Raw genomic sequence first — 22002 nt, 5'->3', positions numbered from 1 at the left:
CTCCGGGCCGATTACTACCGTGAAACGCGTCCTGGTCGGCCGTTCGGAACAGGGCAGATTCCGTGCGGCAATTGGATTCTTGGAATGCTTTCCCGGTTTCCGTCCCGGGCTGGTCCGCTGTGTCGAGTGACTTTTGAGGACGTCCATGTCTGAATTGCGCACCGGCGACGCCGACGCCATCGCGATCGTGGGAATGGCCTGCCGGGTGCCGGGAGCGGCGAGTCCCGGGGAGTTCTGGCGGCTGCTGCGCGACGGGACCGACGCCGTCGGTGTCGCGCCGCGCGAGCGCTGGCCCGAGAGCCTGGAGGTCCGCCGTGGCGGTTTCCTCGCCGACGTCGAGGGCTTCGATCCCGGTTTCTTCGGCATCTCGCCGCGCGAGGCGGCGGCGATGGACCCGCAGCAGCGGCTCGCCCTCGAACTCGCCTGGGAGGCGTTCGAGGACGCCCGCACCGTGCCGGGGTCGGTCGCGGGCAGCCGCACCGGCGTGTTCGTCGGCGCCATCTGGGACGACTACGCCGCGCTGACGCACCGCGCCGGGGCCCTCGACCAGCACACCATGACCGGCCTCAACCGGGGCGTCATCGCCAACCGCGTCTCCTACACCCTCGGCCTGCGCGGACCGAGCATGACCGTCGACGCCGGACAGTCGTCGTCCCTGGTCGCCGTGCACCTGGCCGTGGAGAGCCTGCGCAGGGGGGAGACCGACACCGCCGTCGCGGGTGGGGTGAACCTCATCCTCGCCGAGGAGAGCACGGTCAGTGCCGCCCGGTTCGGCGGGCTGTCCCCGGACGGGCGCTGCCACACCTTCGACGCCCGCGCCAACGGCTTCGTCCGCGGCGAGGGCGGTGTCCTCTTCGTACTCAAACCGCTGCACCGCGCCATGGCCGACGGCGACCGCGTGCACGCCGTCATCCACGGCACCGCCGTCAACAACGACGGTGGCGGTGCAAGCCTCACCGCGCCGAGCAGGCGCGCCCAGGAGGCCGTGCTGCGGGAGGCGTACACCCGCGCGGGTGTCGACCCCGGCGCGCTCGGCTACGTCGAACTGCACGGCACCGGCACCCGCCTCGGCGACCCCGTCGAGGCCGCCGCCCTCGGCGCGGTCCTCGGCGCGCACCGGTCCGAGCCGCTGCCGGTCGGCTCGGTGAAGACCAACATCGGCCACCTGGAGGGCGCCGCGGGTGCGGCGGGCCTGCTCAAGACCGTCCTCGCCGTCACGCACGGCCGCCTCCCCGCCAGCCTCCACTTCGAGACCCCCAACCCCGAGATCCCCCTGACCGAGCTGAACCTGCGGGTCGTCACGGAGCTGAGCGACTTCCCGGCGCGGGACGGACGGTTCGTCGCGGGCGTCAGCTCCTTCGGTGCCGGCGGCACCAACTGCCACGTCGTCCTCTCCGGTGTTCCGCGGCAGGCACCGGCCGCCCTGCCCGAGACCGGGCTGCCGACGCCGATCGTCCTGTCCGGCCGGACCGAGCAGGCGCTGCGTGACCAGGCCGCCCGGCTGCGCGCGGCGCTCGCCGCACCCGGTGGCGGCAGGCTCGCCGACCTCGGCCACTCCCTGGCGACGACCCGCACCGCCTTCGAGCGCCGCGCCGGGATCGTGGCGAGCGACCGCGACGAACTCCTCGGCGCCCTCGACGCGCTCGCCGACGGCCTGCCCGCGCGGGCGCTGACCACCGGGCCCGCCAGCCACGGCCGCGTCGCGTTCCTGTTCTCCGGCCAGGGCGGCCAGCGCCCCGGCATGGGCGATGGGCTCCACCGCGCCTTCCCCGCCTACGCGCAGGCCGCCGACGCCGCCCGCGCCCGCTTCGCCGACGTCCCGCTGGACGACGAGTCCGTGATGACCAGGACCGGCAGCGCCCAGTGCGCCCTGTTCGTGGTGCAGGTCGCGCTCGCCCGGCTGCTGGAGTCGTGGGGTGTCGTGCCCGACGTGATCACCGGGCACTCCATCGGCGAGGTCGCCGCCGCCCACATCGCGGGTGTGCTGTCCCTGGACGACGCCTGCACCCTGGTCGCCGCCCGCGGCGGGCTGATGCAGGCGCTGCCGGCAGGCGGCGCGATGCTCGCCGCGGAGGTGTCCGAGGCCGACGTGCCCGCCGGGATGGACATCGCCGCGATCAACGGCCCGACGGCGCTGGTGGTCTCCGGCACCGAGGACGAGGTCGCCGCGCTCGCCGCGCGCTGGAAGGCGGAAGGCAGGCGGGTCCGCGCGCTGCCCATCTCGCACGCCTCGCACTCCAAACTGATGGACCCGATGCTGGACGGGTTCGCCGCCGTCGCCAGCACGCTCACCTACCACGAGCCGCGCGTGCCGATGGTGTCCGACGAGGTCACCGACCCGATGTACTGGGTGTGGCAGGTCCGCAACACCGTGCGGTTCGCCGACCGGATGGCCCGGTTGACCGCCGACGGCGTCGCGGCCGGGATCGAGATCGGGCCGGACGCCGTGCTGGCCGCCCACGTGCCGGGCACCGCCGTGCCACTGCGCCGCGACCGCGACGAGGTCGAGACCGTCCTGTCCGCCGTCGTCGCCGCGCACACCGCCGGGGCCGAGGTCGACTGGGACGCCGTCTTCGCCGGCACCGGTCCCCGCCGCGTGGACCTGCCCACCTACGCCTTCCAACGCGAACGCTACTGGCGGGACGGGGCGCGTGCCGCCACGCGCGCCGTGACCAGGGCCGAGGTCGCCGAGGGGTCGTCGACGACCGCGCGGGCCGCCACGCGAGACGCCCTGGACCTGGTGCGCGCGCACGTCGCCGCGATCCTGGAGTTCTCCTCGCCGGACCGGGTCGCCGTCGACCGCACCTTCAAGGAGCTGGGCTTCGACTCCATGACGGCGGTCGAGCTGCGCGACAGCCTCGCCGCCGCGACCGGCACCCCCCTGCCCGCGTCTCTGCTGTTCGACTACCCGACCCCCGCCGCCGTCGCGGACCACCTGCGTGGCGCGCGGCGCGCGCCGCAGGTGGTGGCGCCGCTCGCCGACGATGACGACCCGGTCGTCATCGTGGGGATGGGCTGCCGGTTCCCCGGCGACGTGCGGTCGCCGGAGGACCTGTGGGACCTCGTCGCCTCGGGCGGCGACGCCGTGTCGGGCCTTCCCACCGACCGTGGCTGGGACCTCGGCGACCGGGACGTACCGGTGCGGGGCGGTTTCCTGCACGACGCCAGCGGATTCGACGCCGGTTTGTTCGGTATCTCGCCGCGTGAGGCGTTGGCGATGGATCCGCAGCAGCGGGTGTTGTTGGAGACGTCGTGGGAGGCGTTGGAGCGGGCTGGTATCGATCCGTTGTCGTTGCGTGGCAGCCGGACCGGCGTGTTTGTCGGTGCGATGTCGCAGGAGTACGGGCCGCGCATGCACGAGGCCACCGCGGACGCCGAGGGCTACCTGCTCACCGGGAGCACGGCGAGCGTCGCGTCCGGTCGGATCGCCTACACGTTCGGGTTCGAGGGCCCGGCGTTGACGGTGGACACGGCGTGTTCGTCGTCGTTGGTGGCGTTGCACCTCGCGGTCCGGTCGTTGCGGTCGGGTGAGTCGTCGCTGGCGCTGGCCGCCGGGGTGACCGTCATGGCGACACCGGGCATGTTCACCGAGTTCAGCAGGCAGAGCGGGCTGGCCGAGGACGGCCGCTGCAAAGCGTTCTCCGCCGCAGCGGACGGCACGTCCTGGTCCGAGGGCGTCGCCGTGCTGCTCGTGGAGCGCCTGTCCGATGCCCGGCGAGGCGGGCACGACGTGCTGGCCGTGGTGCGCGGGTCGGCGGTGAACTCCGACGGCGCGTCCAACGGGCTGACCGCACCGAACGGGCCCGCGCAGCAACGCGTGATCCGGGCCGCCGTCGCCGACGCGGGCCTCACGCTGTCCGATGTGGACACCGTGGAGGCGCACGGGACCGGCACCCGCCTCGGCGACCCGATCGAGGCGGGCGCGTTGCTGGCGACCTACGGTCAGGACCGGGACCGGCCGCTGTGGCTGGGGTCGGTCAAGTCCAACATCGGGCACACGCAGGCCGTCGCGGGCATCGCGGGCGTGATCAAGACGGTGCTGGCGTTGCGGCACGGGCTGTTGCCGCACCTGCTCCACTTCGACGCGCCGTCGCCGCACGTGGACTGGTCGTCCGGCGCCGTGCGGCCGCTGGCCGAGACCCAGCCGTGGGCGGCGGGGGAGCGGCCGCGCCGGGGCGCGGTGTCGTCCTTCGGGATCAGCGGGACGAACGCACACGTGGTCATCGAGGAACCACCACCGTCCGAAGTGGACGTGATGGCGGTGTCGCCACCGTGCGCGGTGGCACCATGGGTGTTCTCCGCGCGGTCGCAGGAGGCGCTGCGCGCCCAGATGGCGCTGGTGACCGAGATCGACGCGGCCCCGGTCGACGTCGGGTACTCCCTCGCGACGACCAGGGCCGAGCTGGAACATCGCGGGGTGCGGATCGGTGACCGGGTGGTCGAAGGGGTTGCCGAGCCGGGTGGCCTGGCGTTCCTGTTCACCGGTCAGGGTTCGCAGCGGGTCGGCATGGGGCGTGAGCTGTACGCCGCGTTCCCGGTGTTCGCCGCCGCGTGGGACGACGTGTGCTCGCGGTTCGACCGGGTTCCGGTCGACGACGAGGAGGCACTGAACCGGACCGACGGCGCTCAGGCCGCGATCTTCGCACTGGAGGTGGCGCTGTTCCGGCTGCTGGAGTCGTGGGGCCTCCACCCGGACCGCCTGCTCGGTCACTCGATCGGCGAGATCGCGGCCGCGCACGTGGCCGGGGTGCTGTCGGTGGCCGACGCCTGCACGCTGGTCGCGGCGCGGGGCAGGCTGATGGCCGCGCTGCCCTCCGGTGGCGCGATGCTGGCCGCCGAAGTGTCCGAAGAGGACGTTCCGGCAGGCGTTGACGTCGCCGCCGTGAACGGCCCGGCTTCGCTCGTGGTGTCCGGAACCGAGGCCGAGATCGCCGCGCTGGAGCAGCGGTGGCGGGCCGAGGGCCGACGGGTCAAGCGGCTCGTCGTCTCGCACGCGTTCCACTCGCGGCTGATGGAACCGATGCTGGCGGAGTTCGCCGAGGTCGCGGAATCCCTGACCTACCACGAACCCGCGGTCCCGCTGCCCGGCGACGTCACGGACCCCGGGTACTGGGTCCGGCAGGTGCGGGACACCGTGCGGTTCGCCGACGGGGTGGCGGACCTGCGCGCGGCGGGCGTGCGCACGTTCCTCGAACTGGGGCCGGACCCGGTGCTGTCGGCGCACGTCCCGGAGTCCGTCGCGGTACTGCGGCGGGGCGGGGACGAGGCCGGGACCCTGGTGTCCGCCGTCGCCACCGCGTGGACCCGGGGGACCGCGGTCGACTGGGCCCGGCTGCTGCCCGGCAGGCGGGTCCCGCTGCCGACGTACGCCTTCCAGCGCAGGCGCTACTGGCTGGCCTCCCGGCCCGCCACCGCCGACGCGACCGGGCACCCACTGCTCGACGCGGCCGTGCCACTGGCCACCGGCGGCGGGATCGTGCTCACCGGGCGGCTCTCGCCCGCCCTGCAACCGTGGCTGGCCGACCACGTCGTCGCGGGCCGGATCCTGCTCCCCGGCACCGCTTTCGTGGAGCTGGCACTGCACGCCGGTGACCACGTCGGCTGCCCGGCGCTGGCCGAGCTGACCATCGAGGCGCCGCTCGTCCTGCCCGAGCGCGGGGCCGTGCGCGTCCAGGTCGGCGTCACCGCCGACCACACCCTGGAGATCCACTCCCGGCCGGACACCGGTCACGCACCCTGGACCAGGCACGCCACCGGCGCGTTCGCCACCAGCACACCGGCGGTGGCCCCGGAACCGGTGTGGCCACCCGACGCCGCGCGTGCCGACACCACCGGCTGCTACGACGACCTGGCCGGCGCGGGCTACGCCTACGGTCCGGTGTTCCAGGGCCTGCGGTCCCTGTGGCGCGCGGCGGACACCGTGTTCGCCGACGTGGCGTTGCCCGACACCGCCGACACCGACGCGTTCGGCGTCCACCCCGCACTGCTCGACGCCGCCCTGCACACCGTCCTGCTCGGCGGGCTCCTGCCCGACGGGACACCGCACCTGCCGTTCTCCTGGTCCGGCGTCACCCTGCACCGGGTCGGCGCCAGGGCCGTGCGGGTGCGGGTCACCGCGACCGGACCGGACACCGTCGCGCTGGCCGCGTTCGACGGCGACGGCGCGCCGGTCCTGACCGTGGACTCCCTGGTCTGGCGACCACTGTCGGCAAAGGCGCTTCACGCATCCGGCGACGACGCCCTGTTCACCGTGCGCTGGACCCCCATCGCGGCGGACGGCGGGGACGGCGCTGGGGACGGCTCCGACGAGGTGCCCGAGGTGCGGGAGCTGCCCACGGACCCGGCCGCCGCGCTGCGCCTCGTGCGGGCCGCCGACGCGCCGCTGGTCCTGGTCTCGCGGGGTGCGGTCGCCACCGGCCCGGCCGAGGACGTCGCCGACCCGCTCGCCGCGGGCGCCTTGGGGCTGGTGCGGTCGGCGCAGACCGAGAACCCCGGCGTGTTCGTACTGGTCGACATCCCGCACGACGGTGACCACCTGCTGGCGGCGCTGCCGTCGGTGATCGCGTCCGGGGAACCACAGGTCGCGCTGCGGGACGGGGCCGTGCTCGCGCCGCGCCTGGTCCGGGTCGCCGGCGAGCCGGTGCTGACGCCGCCCGCGGTCCCGTGGCGGCTGGTCCCCGGCGACGACGGCGCGCTGACCGGGCTGCGCTGCGAACCCGTCACCGAACCGGAGTCGCTGCCATCGGGGCAGGTCCGCATCGCGGTGCGCGCGGCCGGCATCAACTTCCGGGACGTGCTGATCGCGCTGGGCAGCTACCCCGACCCGGACGTGCGGCTGGGCACCGAGGCCGCGGGTGTCGTGACCGGCGTCGGGCCGGACGTCACCGACCTCGCGGTCGGCGACCGGGTGTTCGGTCTGGTCACGGGCGGCTTCGGCCCGAGCGCCGTCACGGACCGCAGGCTGCTCGCGCCGATCCCCGACGGCTGGTCGTTCACCGACGCGGCGGCCGTGCCCGTCGTGTTCCTCACCGCGTACTACGGCCTGGTCGACCTCGGCGGGCTGCGTGCGGGCGAGTCGGTGCTCGTCCACTCCGCGGCTGGCGGTGTCGGCATGGCCGCCGTGCAGCTGGCGCGCCACCTCGGCGCGGAGGTCTACGGCACCGCCAGCCCGGCCAAGTGGGCCGCGACCGGGCTGCCCACCGACCGGCTGGCGTCCTCCCGCGACCTCGGCTTCGCCGACCGGTTCCCGACGGTCGACGTCGTGCTGAACTCGCTGACCGGGGAGTTCATCGACGCCTCGCTGGCCCTCCTGGCCCCCGGCGGCCGGTTCGTGGAGATGGGCAAGGCCGACCTGCGTGCCCCGGAAGGGATCTCCTACCAGGCGTTCGACCTGTTCGAGGCGGGAGCGGACCGGCTCCAGGAGATGCTGGCGGAACTGCTGGACCTGTTCGCCGCGGGCGTGCTGTCGCCGCCTCCGGTGCGGGCGTGGGACATCCGGGACGCCCAGACCGCGCTGCGCCACGTCGGCCAGGGCAGGCACACCGGCAAGAACGTCTTCACCGTCCCGCGTTCGCAGCACCCCGACGGGACCGTGCTGATCACCGGTGGAACGGGCACGCTCGGCGCGCGCATGGCCCGCCACCTCGTCACCAGCCACGGCGTCCGGCACCTGCTCCTGACCAGCAGGCGCGGGCCCGGCGCCCCCGGCGCCGCCGGTCTCGCCGCCGAACTGGCCGACCTCGGCGCGACGGTCTCGCTCGTCGCCTGCGACGTCGGCGACCGCGCCGCGCTGGCCGCCCTGCTGGCGGGCATCCCCGCCGAGCACCCGCTCACCGGTGTCGTCCACACCGCGGGCGTCGCCGACGACGGCGTGGTGGGCGCGCAGACACCGGAACGGCTCGCCGCGGTCCTCGGCCCCAAGGCCGACGCCGCGCTCCTGCTCCACGAACTCACCGCAGACGCCGACCCCGCGCTGTTCGTCCTGTACTCCTCGGTCGCCGCCACGTTCGGCACGGCGGGCCAGGCCACCTACGCCGCCGCGAACACCGTCCTGGACGCCCTCGCCCACCACCGCAGGGCCAGGGGCCTGCCCGCGCTGTCCCTCGGCTGGGGTCTGTGGGCCGACAGCAGCGGCATCAGCGGCGAGCTGACCGACCGCGACCGCACCCGCCTCGAACGCACCGGCACCGCGCTGTCCACACCGGACGCGCTGGCCCTGTTCGACCGGGCGCTGACCGCAGGCCCCGCGCACGTCCTGCCGACCCGGCTCGACCTGTCGGCCACCGCCGACCCCGCACCGCTGCTGCGGTCGCTGGTCCGTCCGGGCCCGCGCAGGGCCGCGGCCGGTGGCTCCGGCGGCGGGCTCGCCGAGCGGCTGGCCGGACTGTCGGCCGCCGACCGGGAACGCACCGTCGCCGCCATGGTGCGGGCCGAGGTCGCCGCCGTCCTCGGCCACGGCTCGGCCGACACCGTCCACCCCGGACGCACCTTCAAGGAACTGGGTTTCGACTCGCTGACCGGTGTCGAACTCCGCAACCGCGTCACGGCCGCCACCGGCCTGCGCCTGCCGCCCACCGTCGTCTTCAACCACCCCACCCCGGCCGAGCTGACCAGGCATCTCCTCGTCGAACTGGGCGGCTCCGAGGCCGTCGATGCCGCCAGGCCGGTCGTGACCACCGACAGTGGCGGGACCGACGACCCGGTCGTCATCGTCGGCATGGCCTGCCGGTTCCCCGGCGACGTCCGCACCCCGGAGGACCTGTGGCGGCTGGTGGACGCCGGCGGCGACGCCATCACCGCCCTGCCCGCCGACCGCGGCTGGCTGCTGCCCGGTGCCGACCGCATGCGCGGCGGGTTCCTCGCCGACGCCACCGACTTCGACGCCGCGCTGTTCGGTATCTCGCCGCGTGAGGCGTTGGCGATGGATCCGCAGCAGCGGGTGTTGTTGGAGACGTCGTGGGAGGCGTTGGAGCGGGCTGGTATCGATCCGTTGTCGTTGCGTGGCAGCCGGACCGGCGTGTTCGTGGGTGCGATGTCGCAGGAGTACGGGCCGCGCATGCACGAGGCGCCCGCCGACTTCGGTGGCTACCTGCTCACCGGCACGACCGCCAGCGTCGCGTCGGGCCGGATCGCCTACACGTTCGGGTTCGAGGGCCCGGCGTTGACGGTGGACACGGCGTGTTCGTCGTCGCTCGTCGCGTTGCACTTGGCGGTGCGGTCGTTGCGGTCGGGTGAGTCGTCGCTGGCGCTGGCCGCCGGGGTGACCGTCATGGCGACACCGGGCGTGTTCACCGAGTTCGGGCTGCAGAACGGGCTCGCTGCCGACGGCCGGTGCAAGCCGTTCTCGGCGGCGGCCGACGGGACCGCGTGGTCCGAGGGCGTCGGGGTGCTGCTGGTCGAACGCCTGTCGGACGCCCGCCGCAACGGGCACCGGGTGCTCGCGGTCGTGCGCGGCAGCGCGGTCAACTCCGACGGCGCCTCCAACGGCCTCACCGCACCCAACGGGCCCGCCCAGGAACGGGTGATCGCCAAGGCCCTGACCGACGCCGGACTCCGGCCGTCCGATGTGGACGTCGTGGAGGCGCACGGCACCGGCACCCGCCTCGGCGACCCGATCGAGGCCGCCGCCCTGCTCGCCGCCTACGGACAGGACCGCGACCGGCCGCTGTGGCTCGGCTCGGTCAAGTCCAACATCGGCCACACCCAGGCCGCGGCCGGCGTCGCGGGCGTGATCAAGACCGTGCTGGCCATGCGCCACGGCACCATGCCGGTGTCGCTGCACGCCGCCGACCCGTCGCCGCACGTGGACTGGTCGGCGGGCGCGGTCTCCCTGCTGGCGCGGGCACAGGTCTGGGAGCCGGGGGAGCGGCCGCGCCGCGGCGCGGTGTCGTCCTTCGGCATCAGCGGCACCAACGCACACGCGATCATCGAGGAACCACCGCCGTCCCCCGGGGCCACCGACGTCGTCCCGGTGGACGCGGTGGTGCCGCTGGTGTTCTCTGCCGGGTCCGCCGAGGCCCTCCACGCCCAGGTGGCGCGGGTGCGGACCCTCGACGTCCCGCCGGCCGACCTCGCGCACTCCCTGATCACCACCCGGGCCACCGACCTCGAGCACCGGGCCGTCCTGGTCGGCGACGCGCTGGTGCGGGGCGTCGCCGAACCGGGCGGCCTGGCGTTCCTGTTCACCGGTCAGGGTTCGCAGCGCGTCGGGATGGGCCGGGAACTGCACGAGACGTTCCCCGTGTTCGCCGCGGCGTGGGACGAGGTGTGTTCGCGGTTCGATCGGGTTCCGGTCGAGGACGAGGAGGCGCTGAACCGGACCGACGGCGCGCAGGCGGCGATCTTCGCGCTGGAGGTCGCGCTGTTCCGGTTGCTGGAGTCATGGGGGTTGCGGCCGGACTTCTTGCTGGGGCACTCGATCGGTGAGCTGGCCGCCGCGTATGTCGCTGGTGTGTGGTCGTTGGCGGACGCCTGCGCGTTGGTGGCCGCTCGTGGCCGGCTGATGGCCGCCTTGCCCTCCGGTGGGGCCATGTTGGCGGCGGAGGTGTCCGAACAGGACGTTCCGGCCACGGTCGACATCGCTGCCGTCAACGGTCCGTCGGCCATCGTGGTCTCCGGTGCCGAGGATGAGATCGCCGCGCTGGAGCAGCGGTGGCGGGCCGAAGGCCGCCGGGTGAAGCGGCTGGTGGTGTCGCATGCCTTCCACTCGCGGTTGATGGAGCCGATGCTGGCGGAGTTCGCCGCCGTCGCGGAATCCCTGACCTACCACGAACCCCGGATTCCGTTGCCCGGTGCTGTCACCGACCCCGGTTACTGGGTCCGGCAGGTCCGGGACACGGTGCGGTTCGCCGACGGCGTCACGGAACTGCGCGAGCAGGGCGTCACGACGTTCCTGGAACTGGGGCCCGACCCGGTGCTGTCGGCGCACGTCGGCACCTCCGTCGCGGTCCTGCGGAAGGACCGCGCCGAGGTCGAGACGTTGCTCGGCGCCGTCGGGGCCGGGTGGACCCGCGGCGCCGTGCTCGACTGGGCGCGGATCGTGCCCGCGGGCAGGCGCGTCGACCTGCCCACCTACGCCTTCTGCCGCACCCGCTACTGGCCGCGGCACCAGAACCTGCTCGGTGGGCTCGGCGCGGCCGGGCTCGGCGGCGCCGACCACCCCATGCTCGGCGCGGCCGTCACCGTCGCCGAGGACGACGGCCGGGTCTTCACCGGTCTGCTGTCCGTCGACGAGCAGCCCTGGCTCGCCGACCACGTGGTCGGCGGCCGCGTGGTCCTGCCCGGCACGGCCGTGCTGGAACTGGCGCTCGGCGCGGGCGACCACGTCGGCTGCCCGACCGTCGCCGAACTCGCGCTCGAGGCGCCGCTGGCGCTCACCGGTCGCGGGACCGTCGCCATCCAGGTCGCGGTCGGCCCCGAGCGCCCTGCGGGCCGCACGCTGACCGTCCACTCGCGACCCGTCGAGGCGGACGGCTGGACCCGCCACGCCACCGGTCTGCTCACCGCCGACCAGCCCGCCCCCGCCGGGCCGACACCATGGCCGCCGCCCGGCGACCCCGCGTCGGCCGAGGCGATCCGGGACGTCCTCGCCCGGCTCGGGTTCGACTACGGACCGGCCTTCCACGGCCTCACCGCGCTCTGGCGCTCCGGCGACACCCTGCACGCCGAGGTCGAGCTGCCCGAGTCCGCCCGCACCGCCACCGACCGCTTCGGCGTCCACCCCGCCCTGCTCGACGCCGTCCTCCACCCCACGACGCTCATCACCGGCGAGGACGACGCCCGCGTCCCGTTCAGCTGGTCCGGCGTCACCCTGCACGCCACCGGCGCCACGGCCGTCCGGGTCCGCATCACCAGGACCGCACCCGACGAGTACGCCCTCCACGCCTGGGACACCGAGGGCAACCCCGTCATCGGCATCGCCGCCCTCGTCCTGCGCAGGCCCCGCGAGGCGCGGGACTCGACCGCGGGTGCCCTGTTCACCGTCGACTGGGTCGAGGTCCCGCCCGCCCCCGCCGCCGACACCACCGTCCTGGACCTGCGCGACACCCCGGCGACCGACCCCGGCGAGATCCGCCGCCGCACCACCGACGCGCTCTCCGCCGTCCGCACCTGGCTGGCCGAGGGCACCGGCACCCTGGTCGTCCGCACCCGAGGCGCCCTGGCCACGGGCGACGAGGACGCGCCAGACCTCGCGGGCGCCGCCGTCACCGGCCTGGTCCGCTCCGCCCGCACCGAGCACCCCGGCCGTCTCGTCCTGCTCGACGGCGACGGCCCGCTGCTGCTCGCCGCCGACGAACCCGACCTCGCCCTCCGCGACGGCGTCCTCCGCGCACCCCGACTGACCCGCACACAGCCCACCGGCGACGCCGCGCCCCCCGCCCCCGACGGCGCCGTGCTGATCACCGGCGGGACCGGCGCGCTCGGTGCGCTCGTCGCCCGCCACCTGGTGGTCCGGCACGACGTCCGCGACCTGGTCCTCCTCAGCCGCAGCGGCGCTGCCGCACCGGGGGCCGCCGCGCTGGTCGAGGAACTCGAAGGGCTCGGCGCCACCGTCCACGTCGCCGCCTGCGACGCCGCCGACGGGGACGCCGTCGCCGCGGTCCTGGCCGCCCACCGCGTCGCCGGGGTCGTCCACGCCGCGGGCGTCCTGGACGACGGTGTGCTCGAAACACTGACCACCGGCCAGCTCGACCGCGTCCTGCGGGCCAAGGTGGACTCCGCGCTCGTCCTCCACGAGCTGACCCGCGACCTGCCGCTGGCCTTCTTCGCCGTGTTCTCGTCCCTCGCGGCGACCATGGGCACCGCCGGGCAGGCCGGCTACGCCGCGGCCAACGCCGTCCTCGACGCCCTCACCGCCCACCGCCGCGCCCTCGGCCTCCCCGCCACCGCCATGGCCTGGGGGCTGTGGGACGGCGGCATGGCCACCCATCTCGGCGACGCGGACAGGGCCCGCCTCGGCGGGGCCCTCGACGCGGACGCCGGGCTGGCGCTGTTCGACCAGGCGCTCACCGCGGGACTACCGCACGTCGTGCCCATGGCCGCGCCACCGCGCGTGCCGCAGGGCGCGGCCGTGCCCGCCCTGCTCCGCGGTCTCGTCCGCCCGGCCCGCCGCCGCGCCGCCGACCCTGTGACCCGCACCGCGGCCGACCCGGCCGCCTGGGTCGGGGACATGGTGGCGACCCAGGTCGCCGACGTGCTCGGGCACGCGTCGGCCGCCGCGATCGACCCGCGCCAGGCGTTCGCCGACCTCGGGTTCGACTCGCTGTCCGCGGTGGAACTGCGCAACCGGATCAGCGCGGCCACCGGCCTGCGGCTGCCGTCCACCCTGGTCTTCAGCCACCCCAACGCCGCCGCGCTCACCACCTTCCTGATCGCCGAGCTGACCGGCACCGCCGTCGGCCCCGTCGCCGACGAGCCGGCGATCGCCCCCACCGACGACCCGATCGCGATCGTCGCCATGAGCTGCCGCTATCCCGGCGGCGCAGACAGCCCCGAGGAGCTGTGGGCGCTGGTCGAGCGCGGCGGCGACGGCGTCACCGAGTTCCCGGACAACCGCGGCTGGGACCTCGGCCGCCTCTACCACCCGGACCCGGCCCACCCCGGCACCAGCTACACCCGCGAGGGCGGGTTCCTGCACGGCGCCGACCGGTTCGACGCGGCCTTCTTCGGCATCTCGCCGCGCGAGGCGGTCGCCATGGACCCGCAGCAGCGCCTGCTGCTGGAGCTGTCCTGGGAGGTGTTCGAGCGGGCCGGTCTCGACCCGACCGCGCAGCGCGGCAGCCGCACCGGGGTGTTCGCGGGCGTCATGTACCACGACTACGCCTCCAGCATGGCCGCCGTGCCCGACGACGCGGAGGGGTACGTCGGCACCGGCAGCGCCGCCAGCGTCGTGTCCGGCCGCGTCGCCTACACCTTCGGGCTGGAGGGCCCGGCGGTCACCGTCGACACGGCCTGTTCGTCGTCGCTGGTCGCCCTGCACTGGGCGGTCCGGGCGCTGCGGGCGGGGGAGTGCACGATGGCCCTGGTCGGCGGCGTCACCGTGATGGCCAAACCGAACACGTTCGTCGAGTTCAGCAGGCAGCGCGGGCTGGCCCCGGACGGCCGGTGCAAGTCGTTCTCGGCCACCGCGGACGGCACGGCCTGGTCGGAGGGCGCTGGCGTGCTGCTCGTGGAGCGCCTGTCCGACGCCCGCCGCAACGGGCACCCGGTGCTCGCGGTCGTGCGTGGCACGGCGGTCAACTCCGACGGCGCCTCCAACGGCCTCACCACCCCGAACGGTCCCGCGCAGGAACGGGTCATCCGCTCCGCTCTGCGGGACGCCGGGCTCACACCGTCCGATGTGGACGCGGTGGAGGCGCACGGCACGGGCACCGTCCTCGGCGACCCGATCGAGGCCGAGGCGGTGCTCGCGACCTACGGGCAGGACCGGGACCGGCCGCTGTGGCTGGGTTCCTTCAAGTCCAACGTCGGCCACACCCAGGCCGCGGCCGGCGTCGGCGGGATCATCAAGATGGTCATGGCCCTGCGTGGCGGTGTGCTGCCCAGGACACTGCACGTCGACGAGCCGTCGCCGCACGTGGACTGGTCGGCCGGGGCGGTCCGGCTGCTGACCGAGGCCCAGCCGTGGCAGGCGGGGGAGCGGCCGCGCCGCGCGGGCGTGTCCTCCTTCGGCATCAGCGGCACCAACGCGCACGCCGTCATCGAGGAAGCCGCCCCGGCACCCGTACCGGCACCGGCCGGGGAGCCGGTGGCGACGCCGTGGGTGGTGTCGGCGGGCAGCGAGACGGCCCTGTCCGACCAGATCGACCGGGTGCGAGCCGCCGCCGAGGACCTGGGGCCCGCCGACGTCGCCTTCTCCCTGGCCACCACCCGGGCCGCGCTGGCCCACCGGGCCGTCCTGCTCGGCGACCACACCGTCGCAGGCAGGACCTCGTCCGGCGGCCTGGCGTTCCTGTTCACCGGCCAGGGTTCGCAGCGCGTCGGGATGGGCCGGGACCTGTACGGGGCGTTCCCGGTCTTCGCGGCCGCCTGGGACGAGGTGTGCTCGCGGTTCGACCGGGTTCCGGTCGACGACGAGGAGTTGCTGAACCGGACCGACGGCGCCCAGGCGGCGATCTTCGCGTTGGAGGTCGCGCTGTTCCGGCTCCTGGAGTCCTGGGGGCTGCGGCCGGACCACCTGCTGGGGCACTCGATCGGCGAGCTCGCCGCCGCGTACGTCGCCGGCGTGTGGTCTCTGGACGACGCCTGTGCGCTGGTGGCGGCTCGTGGCCGGTTGATGGCCGCCTTGCCCTCCGGTGGCGCGATGCTGGCGGCGGAGGTGTCCGAAGAGGACGTTCCGGCCGGGATCGACGTCGCCGCGGTGAACGGTCCCGCTTCCCTTGTGGTGTCGGGAACCGAGGACGAGATCTCCGCTCTGGAGGGGCGGTGGCGCGCCGAGGGTCGCAGGGTGAAGCGGCTCGTGGTGTCGCACGCGTTCCACTCCAGGCTGATGGCGCCGATGCTCGCCGACTTCGCTCAGGTCGCGGAGTCCCTGACCTACGACGAACCCGGCATTCCCTTGCCGGGCGCGGTGACCGAACCGGCGTACTGGGTGCGGCAGGTGCGCGACACGGTGCGGTTCGCCGACGGTGTCACGGACCTGCGCGAACGCGGTGTCACCACCTTTGTGGAGCTGGGGCCGGACCCGGTGCTGTCGGCGCACGTCACCGACGCCGTCGCCGTGCTGCGGCGCGGCCGCGCCGAGATCGACACCGTGCTGACCGCCGTCGCCTCCGCGTGGACGCGCGGCGCCGTGGTCGACTGGGCCCGCATCAGCCCCGGCCGCCGCGTCGACCTGCCCACCTACGCCTTCCAGCGCGAGCGGTACTGGGCCGACGCGCCCGCCCCCACCCTGCCGGGGCAGGACGACGCCGGGTTCTGGCGGGCGGTCGAGACCGGCGACGTCGCCGTTCTCGCCGACGAACTCCGCCTCCCCGACGGCGCCGCTCTGAGCACCGTCCTCCCCGCACTCACCGCGTGGCGCGAACGCGGCCGCACCTCGGCCACGGTGAACTCGTGGCGTTACGTCGTCGCCTGGCGGCCCGTCACCCCGCCCACCGCCGTCCTGACCGGCACCTGGGCCGTCGCGGGCGTGGGCGCCGACGTCGTCGCCGCACTCCGGGCAGGCGGCGCGGACGTGGTCGAGATCGACGGTCCGGACGAGCTGCCGACGACCCTCGCCGGTGTCGTGTCCGGAATGGACCTGGCGGGCACTGTCGCGCTCAGCGCGGCGCTGGAAGCCAGGCCCCCGGTGCCGCTGTGGTGCCTGACCAGGGGCGCGGTCGCCACCGGCCGGTCCGACCGGCTCACCGACCCGGTCGCCGCCCGGGTCTGGGGCTTCGGCCTGGTCGCCGCGCTGGAACGCCCCGACCGCTGGGGCGGGCTGGTGGACCTGCCGGTCGAGGTGGACGGCCGCGCGGGCGCCCGCCTGGTGGCGGTCCTCGCGGGCGGTGCGGGCGACCAGATCGCCATCCGCGGCTCCGGCGTCCACACCCGCCGCCTGCGCCGCGCACCCCGCGGCGACGGGACACCCTGGCAGCCGCGCGGCACGGTGCTGGTCACCGGCGGCACGGGCGCGCTCGGCGGGCACGTCGCCCGCTGGGCGGCCGGGCAGGGCGCGGACCGGCTGGTGCTGCTCAGCCGCCGCGGCCCCGACGCCCCCGGCGCCGAGCAGCTCGTGGCCGACCTCGCCGCACTGGGCGCGACCGCCACCGTCGTGGCGTGCGACGCCGCGGACCGGGCCGCGCTCGCCGATGTCCTCGACGGCCTCCCCGACCTCACCGCCGTCCTGCACACCGCGGGGGTGCTCGACGACGGCGTCCTGTCCGCCCTCACCCCCGACCGCTTCGCCGCCGTGCTCACCGCCAAGGCGGACTCGGCCGTCAACCTGGACGAGCTGACCCGCGACCGCGACCTGGACGCCTTCGTGCTGTTCTCGTCGCTGGCCGGTGTCGTCGGCTCGCCGGGCCAGGCCAACTACGCCGCCGCCAACGCCCACCTCGACGCCGTCGCCACCGCGAGGGCCGCCGACGGGCTCCCCGCGACCGCGCTCGCCTGGGGGCCGTGGGCCGAGGACGGCATGGCCGACGACGAACGTGTCGCCGACCGCCTGCGCCGTGCCGGTCTCCCCCCGATGGACCCGCACCCGGCACTGGCCGCGCTGGCGTCCGCCGTCGGCGGTGCAGACCCGGTGGTCGTCGTCGCCGACGTCGACTGGGACCGTTTCGCCGCCGCCGGGAACCGCGGCGACCTGCTCACCGAACTGGCCACCCCGGCGGTCACCGAACCGGTCGCCCCCGCCGATCCGGCCGAGCTGGTGGCAACCACCGTCGCCCGCGTGCTCGGGCACTCCTCGGCCGCGGCCGTCGACCCCGGCCTGGCGTTCCGCGACCTCGGGTTCGACTCACTGACCGCCGTCGAACTCCGCAACGCCCTGTCCGCCGCCACCGGCCTGCGACTGCCCGCCGGACTGGTCTTCGACTACCCGACCCCCGCCGCCCTCACCGCCCACCTGCGCGCCGAACTGACCGGGACGGCCCCGGCCACGAACACGGTGACGAACACGGTGGCCGGCACCGGTGACGACCGTGACGACGACAGTGACGACGACCGTGACGACGATGTTGCGATCGTGGCGATGGCCTGCCGGTTCCCTGGCGGAGTCGCGACGCCGGAGGACTTCTGGCGGTTGCTCGCCGACGGGGTCGACGCCGTCGGCGAGTTCCCGGCCGACCGCGGCTGGGACCTGCCCGAGGACACGCCCTTCGCCCGGCTCGGTGGTTTCCTGGACCGGCCCGGCGACTTCGACGCCGACCTGTTCGGCATCTCCCCGCTGGAAGCCCTCGCCATGGACCCGCAGCAGCGGCTGCTGCTCCAGGTCTGCTGGGAGGCGCTCGAACGGGCCGGCGTCGACCCGACATCCCTGCGCGGCAGCCAGACCGGCGTGTTCGCGGGCACCAACGGACAGGACTACCCGGCGCTGCTCGCGGGGGCCGGGGACGGTGTCGCTGCCGGGGTCGCCGACCACGCCGCCGTGGGCAACGCCGCCGCCGTCCTGTCCGGCCGCGTCGCCTACGCGCTCGGGCTGGAAGGCCCCGCGGTCACCGTCGACACGGCATGCTCGTCGTCCCTGGTCGCGATGCACCTGGCCGTGCAGTCGCTGCGATCGGGCGAGTGCACACTCGCCATGGCGGGCGGGGTGACGGTGATGGCGACGCCGGCGGCGTTCGCCGAGTTCAGCCGCCAGCGCGGGCTGGCCGCCGACGGGCGGTGCAAGCCGTTCTCGGCCGCCGCCGACGGCACCGGCTGGGGCGAGGGCGTCGGCGTGGTCCTGCTGGAACGCCTCTCCGACGCCCGGCGGGCCGGGCACGAGGTGCTCGCCGTCGTCCGCGGCTGCGCGGTCAACTCCGACGGCGCGTCCAACGGGCTGACCGCCCCGAACGGTCCGTCGCAGCAACGGGTCATCCAGCGGGCACTGGCCAACGCCGGTCTCCGGCCGTCCGATGTGGACGCGGTGGAGGCGCACGGCACCGGCACCGCCCTCGGTGACCCGATCGAGGCCGCCGCACTGCTCGCCGTCTACGGGCGGGACCGGGAACGGCCGCTGCGGCTCGGTTCGGTGAAGTCGAACATCGGCCACACCCAGGCCGCCGCCGGTGTCGCCGGCGTGATCAAAATGGTGCTGGCCATGCGGCACGGCGAACTGCCCGCCAGCCTGCACCTCGCGCAGCGCTCCCCGCACGTCGACTGGTCCACAGGTGCGGTCGAGCCGCTCGCCGAGCGCGTCCCGTGGCCGGGGGAGGTCCGCAGGGCAGGGGTGTCCGCGTTCGGCATCAGCGGCACCAACGCCCACATCATCCTCGAACAGGGGCCGCCGGTCCCCGCCGCCGCGCCGGTTCGCCACACCGGGACCGTGCCGTGGCCGCTGTCGGCGGCCACGGAGACCGCCCTGCGCGCCCAGGCGCGTGCGCTGCCCGCCGACGGGAACCCGGTGGACACCGGCTGGACGCTGGCGTCCGCCCGGTCCGGCCTGCCGCACCGCGCCGTCGTCCTCGCCGCCGACCCCGCCGGATTCCACAGTGGACTCAGTGCCGTCGCGGACGGCCTGCCCGGCGTCGACGTCGTGCGCGGCACACCGGTACCCGGCCGGATCGCCTTCCTGTTCACAGGTCAGGGCGCGCAGCGCACCGGCATGGGACTCGGCCTCGCCGGGGAGTTCGGGGTGTTCGCCGACGCGCTCGACGCCGTCTGCGCCCGGTTCGACACCGGCCTGGACGTCCCGCTGAAGACCGTCCTCGCCGGTGACACCGGCCTGCTCGACCAGACCCGGTACGCGCAGGCCGCGTTGTTCGCCGTCGAGGTCGCGCTGTTCCGGCTCTTCGAGTCCTGGGGCGTCGTCCCGGACGTGCTGATCGGTCACTCCATCGGCGAACTGGCGGCCGCCCACGTCGCCGGAGTCCTGTCGCTGGACGACGCGTGCACGCTCGTCGCCGCCAGGGGCCGCCTCATGCAGGCACTCCCGGCGGGCGGCGCCATGCTCGCGGTCGAGGGCACCGCGGATGACGTACCGGACACCGTCGACCTGGCCGCCGTGAACGGCCCGGCGTCCATCGTGGTCTCCGGTACCGAGGAGGAGATCTCGGACCTGGAGGACCGGTGGCGGGCCGACGGTCGCCGGGTGAAGCGGCTGGCCGTCTCGCACGCGTTCCACTCCCGGCTCATGGAGCCGATGCTGGCCGCGTTCGCCGAGGTCGCCGGGACCCTGACCTACCACCGGCCGCGTATCCCGATGCTGACCGACGGCGACCCCGCCGACCCCGCCTACTGGGTTCGCCAGGTCCGGGCGACCGTCCCGTTCGCCGACCACGTCCAGCGCCTGCTGGCCGACGGCGTCCGCGCCGCGGTCGAGCTGGGTCCGGACGGGGTGCTGTCCGCCTTCGTGGACGGCGCCGTGCCCGCCCTGCGGTCCGGCCGCGACGAGACCACCACCGCGTTGCGTGCCCTCGCCGAGGTCTACGTCCGCGGCGGCAGGCCCCGCTGGGAAGCCGTGTTCGCCGACTGGGGCGCCCGCCGCGTCCCACTGCCCACCTACGCCTTCCAGGAAGAACGCTACTGGCCGGCGGCGACCACCTCGGTGGCCGACCCCTCCGGCTCGTGGTGCTACCAGGTCGGCTGGGACCTCCTGCCGGACCCCGCGGGACCGCCGCCAGCGGGTACCTGGCTGCTGGTCTCCCCGCCAACCGACCTGGCCGACGCACTGACCGGCGCCGGGATGGACGTGGTGGCGGTCGAGGGCGGCGACGACCGGGCCGCGCTCGCCGAGCGCCTGCGCGGTTTCCCCGCGGTACGCGGCGTCCTCGCCGCCGACCAGCCCCTGGCGTGGACCGTCGTCCTGGTCCAGGCGCTGGGCGACGCCGGGCTCGGCGCCCCGCTGTGGTGCGCGACCCGGGGCGCGGTCAGCACCGGCGACGCTGACCCGCCCGTGGCCCCGGCGCCCGCCCGCACGTGGGGCTTCGGCCTGGTCGCCGCGCTCGAGCACCCCGACCGCTGGGGCGGCCTGATCGACCTGCCCGCCCGGCTCGACGCCAACGCCGGGCGCAGGCTGGCGGGGATCCTCGGCGGGACGGAGGACCAGGTCGCCGTCCGCGCCGACGGCGTCCACGCCCGCCGCCTCCACCGGGCCGACGCCGCACCGCCCGTAACGCGGTGGCAGCCCGAGGGGACCACGCTGGTCACCGGCGGCACCGGCGCGCTCGGCGCCCACGCCGCCCGCTGGCTGGCCGCCCGCGGCGCACCCCACCTGCTGCTGACCTCCCGGCGCGGCTCCGACGCCCCCGGCGTCGGAGCCCTGGTGGCCGAGCTGACCGCTCTCGGCACCCGCGTCGACGTCGTCGCCTGCGACACCGCCGACCGGGACGCGCTGGCCCGGCTGCTCGCCGCGCACCCGGTGACCGCCGTCGTCCACGCGGCGGGTGTCCTCGCCGACAGCACCGTCGACGCCATCACCCCCGACCTCCTCGACACCGTCCTGGCGGGCAAGGCCGACGGCGCCACCCACCTCGACGAACTGACCCGCGACACCGACCTCTCCGCGTTCGTGCTGTTCTCCTCGTTCGCCGGTGTCCTCGGCAACCCCGGCCAGGCGGGCTACGCCGCCGCGAACGCGCACCTGGACGCCGTCGCGCAGCGCCGCCGCGCGGAGGGTCTGCCGGCCACGTCCGTCGCCTTCGGACCGTGGGCCGTTGGCATGACCGGTGCCGGCCGGCCCGGCGTCACCCCGCTCCGGCCCGCCGCCGCGCTGGCCGCCCTCGGCCGCGCGGTCGACCGGGGCGACGTGGTCACCGCCGTGGCGGACGTCGACTGGACGGCGTTCGCACCCGGTTTCACCGCCGCGCGGCGAAGTCCGCTGCTGGCCGGCATCCCGGAGGCGGCGACGGCGCGCCCGGCCGGGACACTGCGCGACCGGGTGGCCGGCCGTCCCGCCGCCGAGCGTGCCGGGATCGTGCTGGACTTCGTGCTCGGCCAGTCCGCCGCCCTGCTCGGCCACCGCGACGCGGCGGCCGTCGACCCGGGCAGGCCGTTCCGCGACCTGGGGCTCACCTCGCTCACCGCCGTGGAACTGCGCAACCTGCTCTCGGCGGGTGCGGGTGTCGTCCTGCCCACCAGCCTCGTCTACGACCACCCCACCCCGGCCGCGGTCGCCGACCTGCTCGGGTCGCTGCTTGGCGGCGGTGACGAGCCGGACGGGACCGTCGCCGAGGCCTCCCTCGACCGGTTCGAGGCGGCACTGGCCGACCTGCCCGCGGACTCCGCGCGGCTGACCGAGATCGCCGCCCGCCTGCGCAGGCTGGTGTCCACGGTGGACGGAAAGGGTGCGGCCGCCGGGTCCGACGGGCTCGACGCGGCCAGCGCGGACGACCTCTTCCAGATCATCCAGAACGAATTCGGCAAGTCCTGACGTGCCCG

The 22002-nt window shown here is 75.3% G+C and carries 1 protein-coding gene; it reads left to right on the top strand.

The window, feature by feature from the left end; translation table 11 throughout:
* The first annotated feature begins 145 nt into the window (after positions 1 to 145).
* Positions 146 to 21994, top strand: a complete 21849-nt coding sequence (locus ACFPCV_RS05135) for a type I polyketide synthase (protein ID WP_378054833.1) — start codon at positions 146 to 148, stop codon at positions 21992 to 21994.
* Positions 21995 to 22002: the final 8 nt, after the last annotated feature.

This window comes from Actinophytocola glycyrrhizae (assembly GCF_042653545.1).
Classification (GTDB): domain Bacteria; phylum Actinomycetota; class Actinomycetes; order Mycobacteriales; family Pseudonocardiaceae; genus Actinophytocola; species Actinophytocola glycyrrhizae.
Note: the sequence above shows the minus strand (reverse complement) of the source record. Positions and strands in the feature narration are given on the sequence as shown.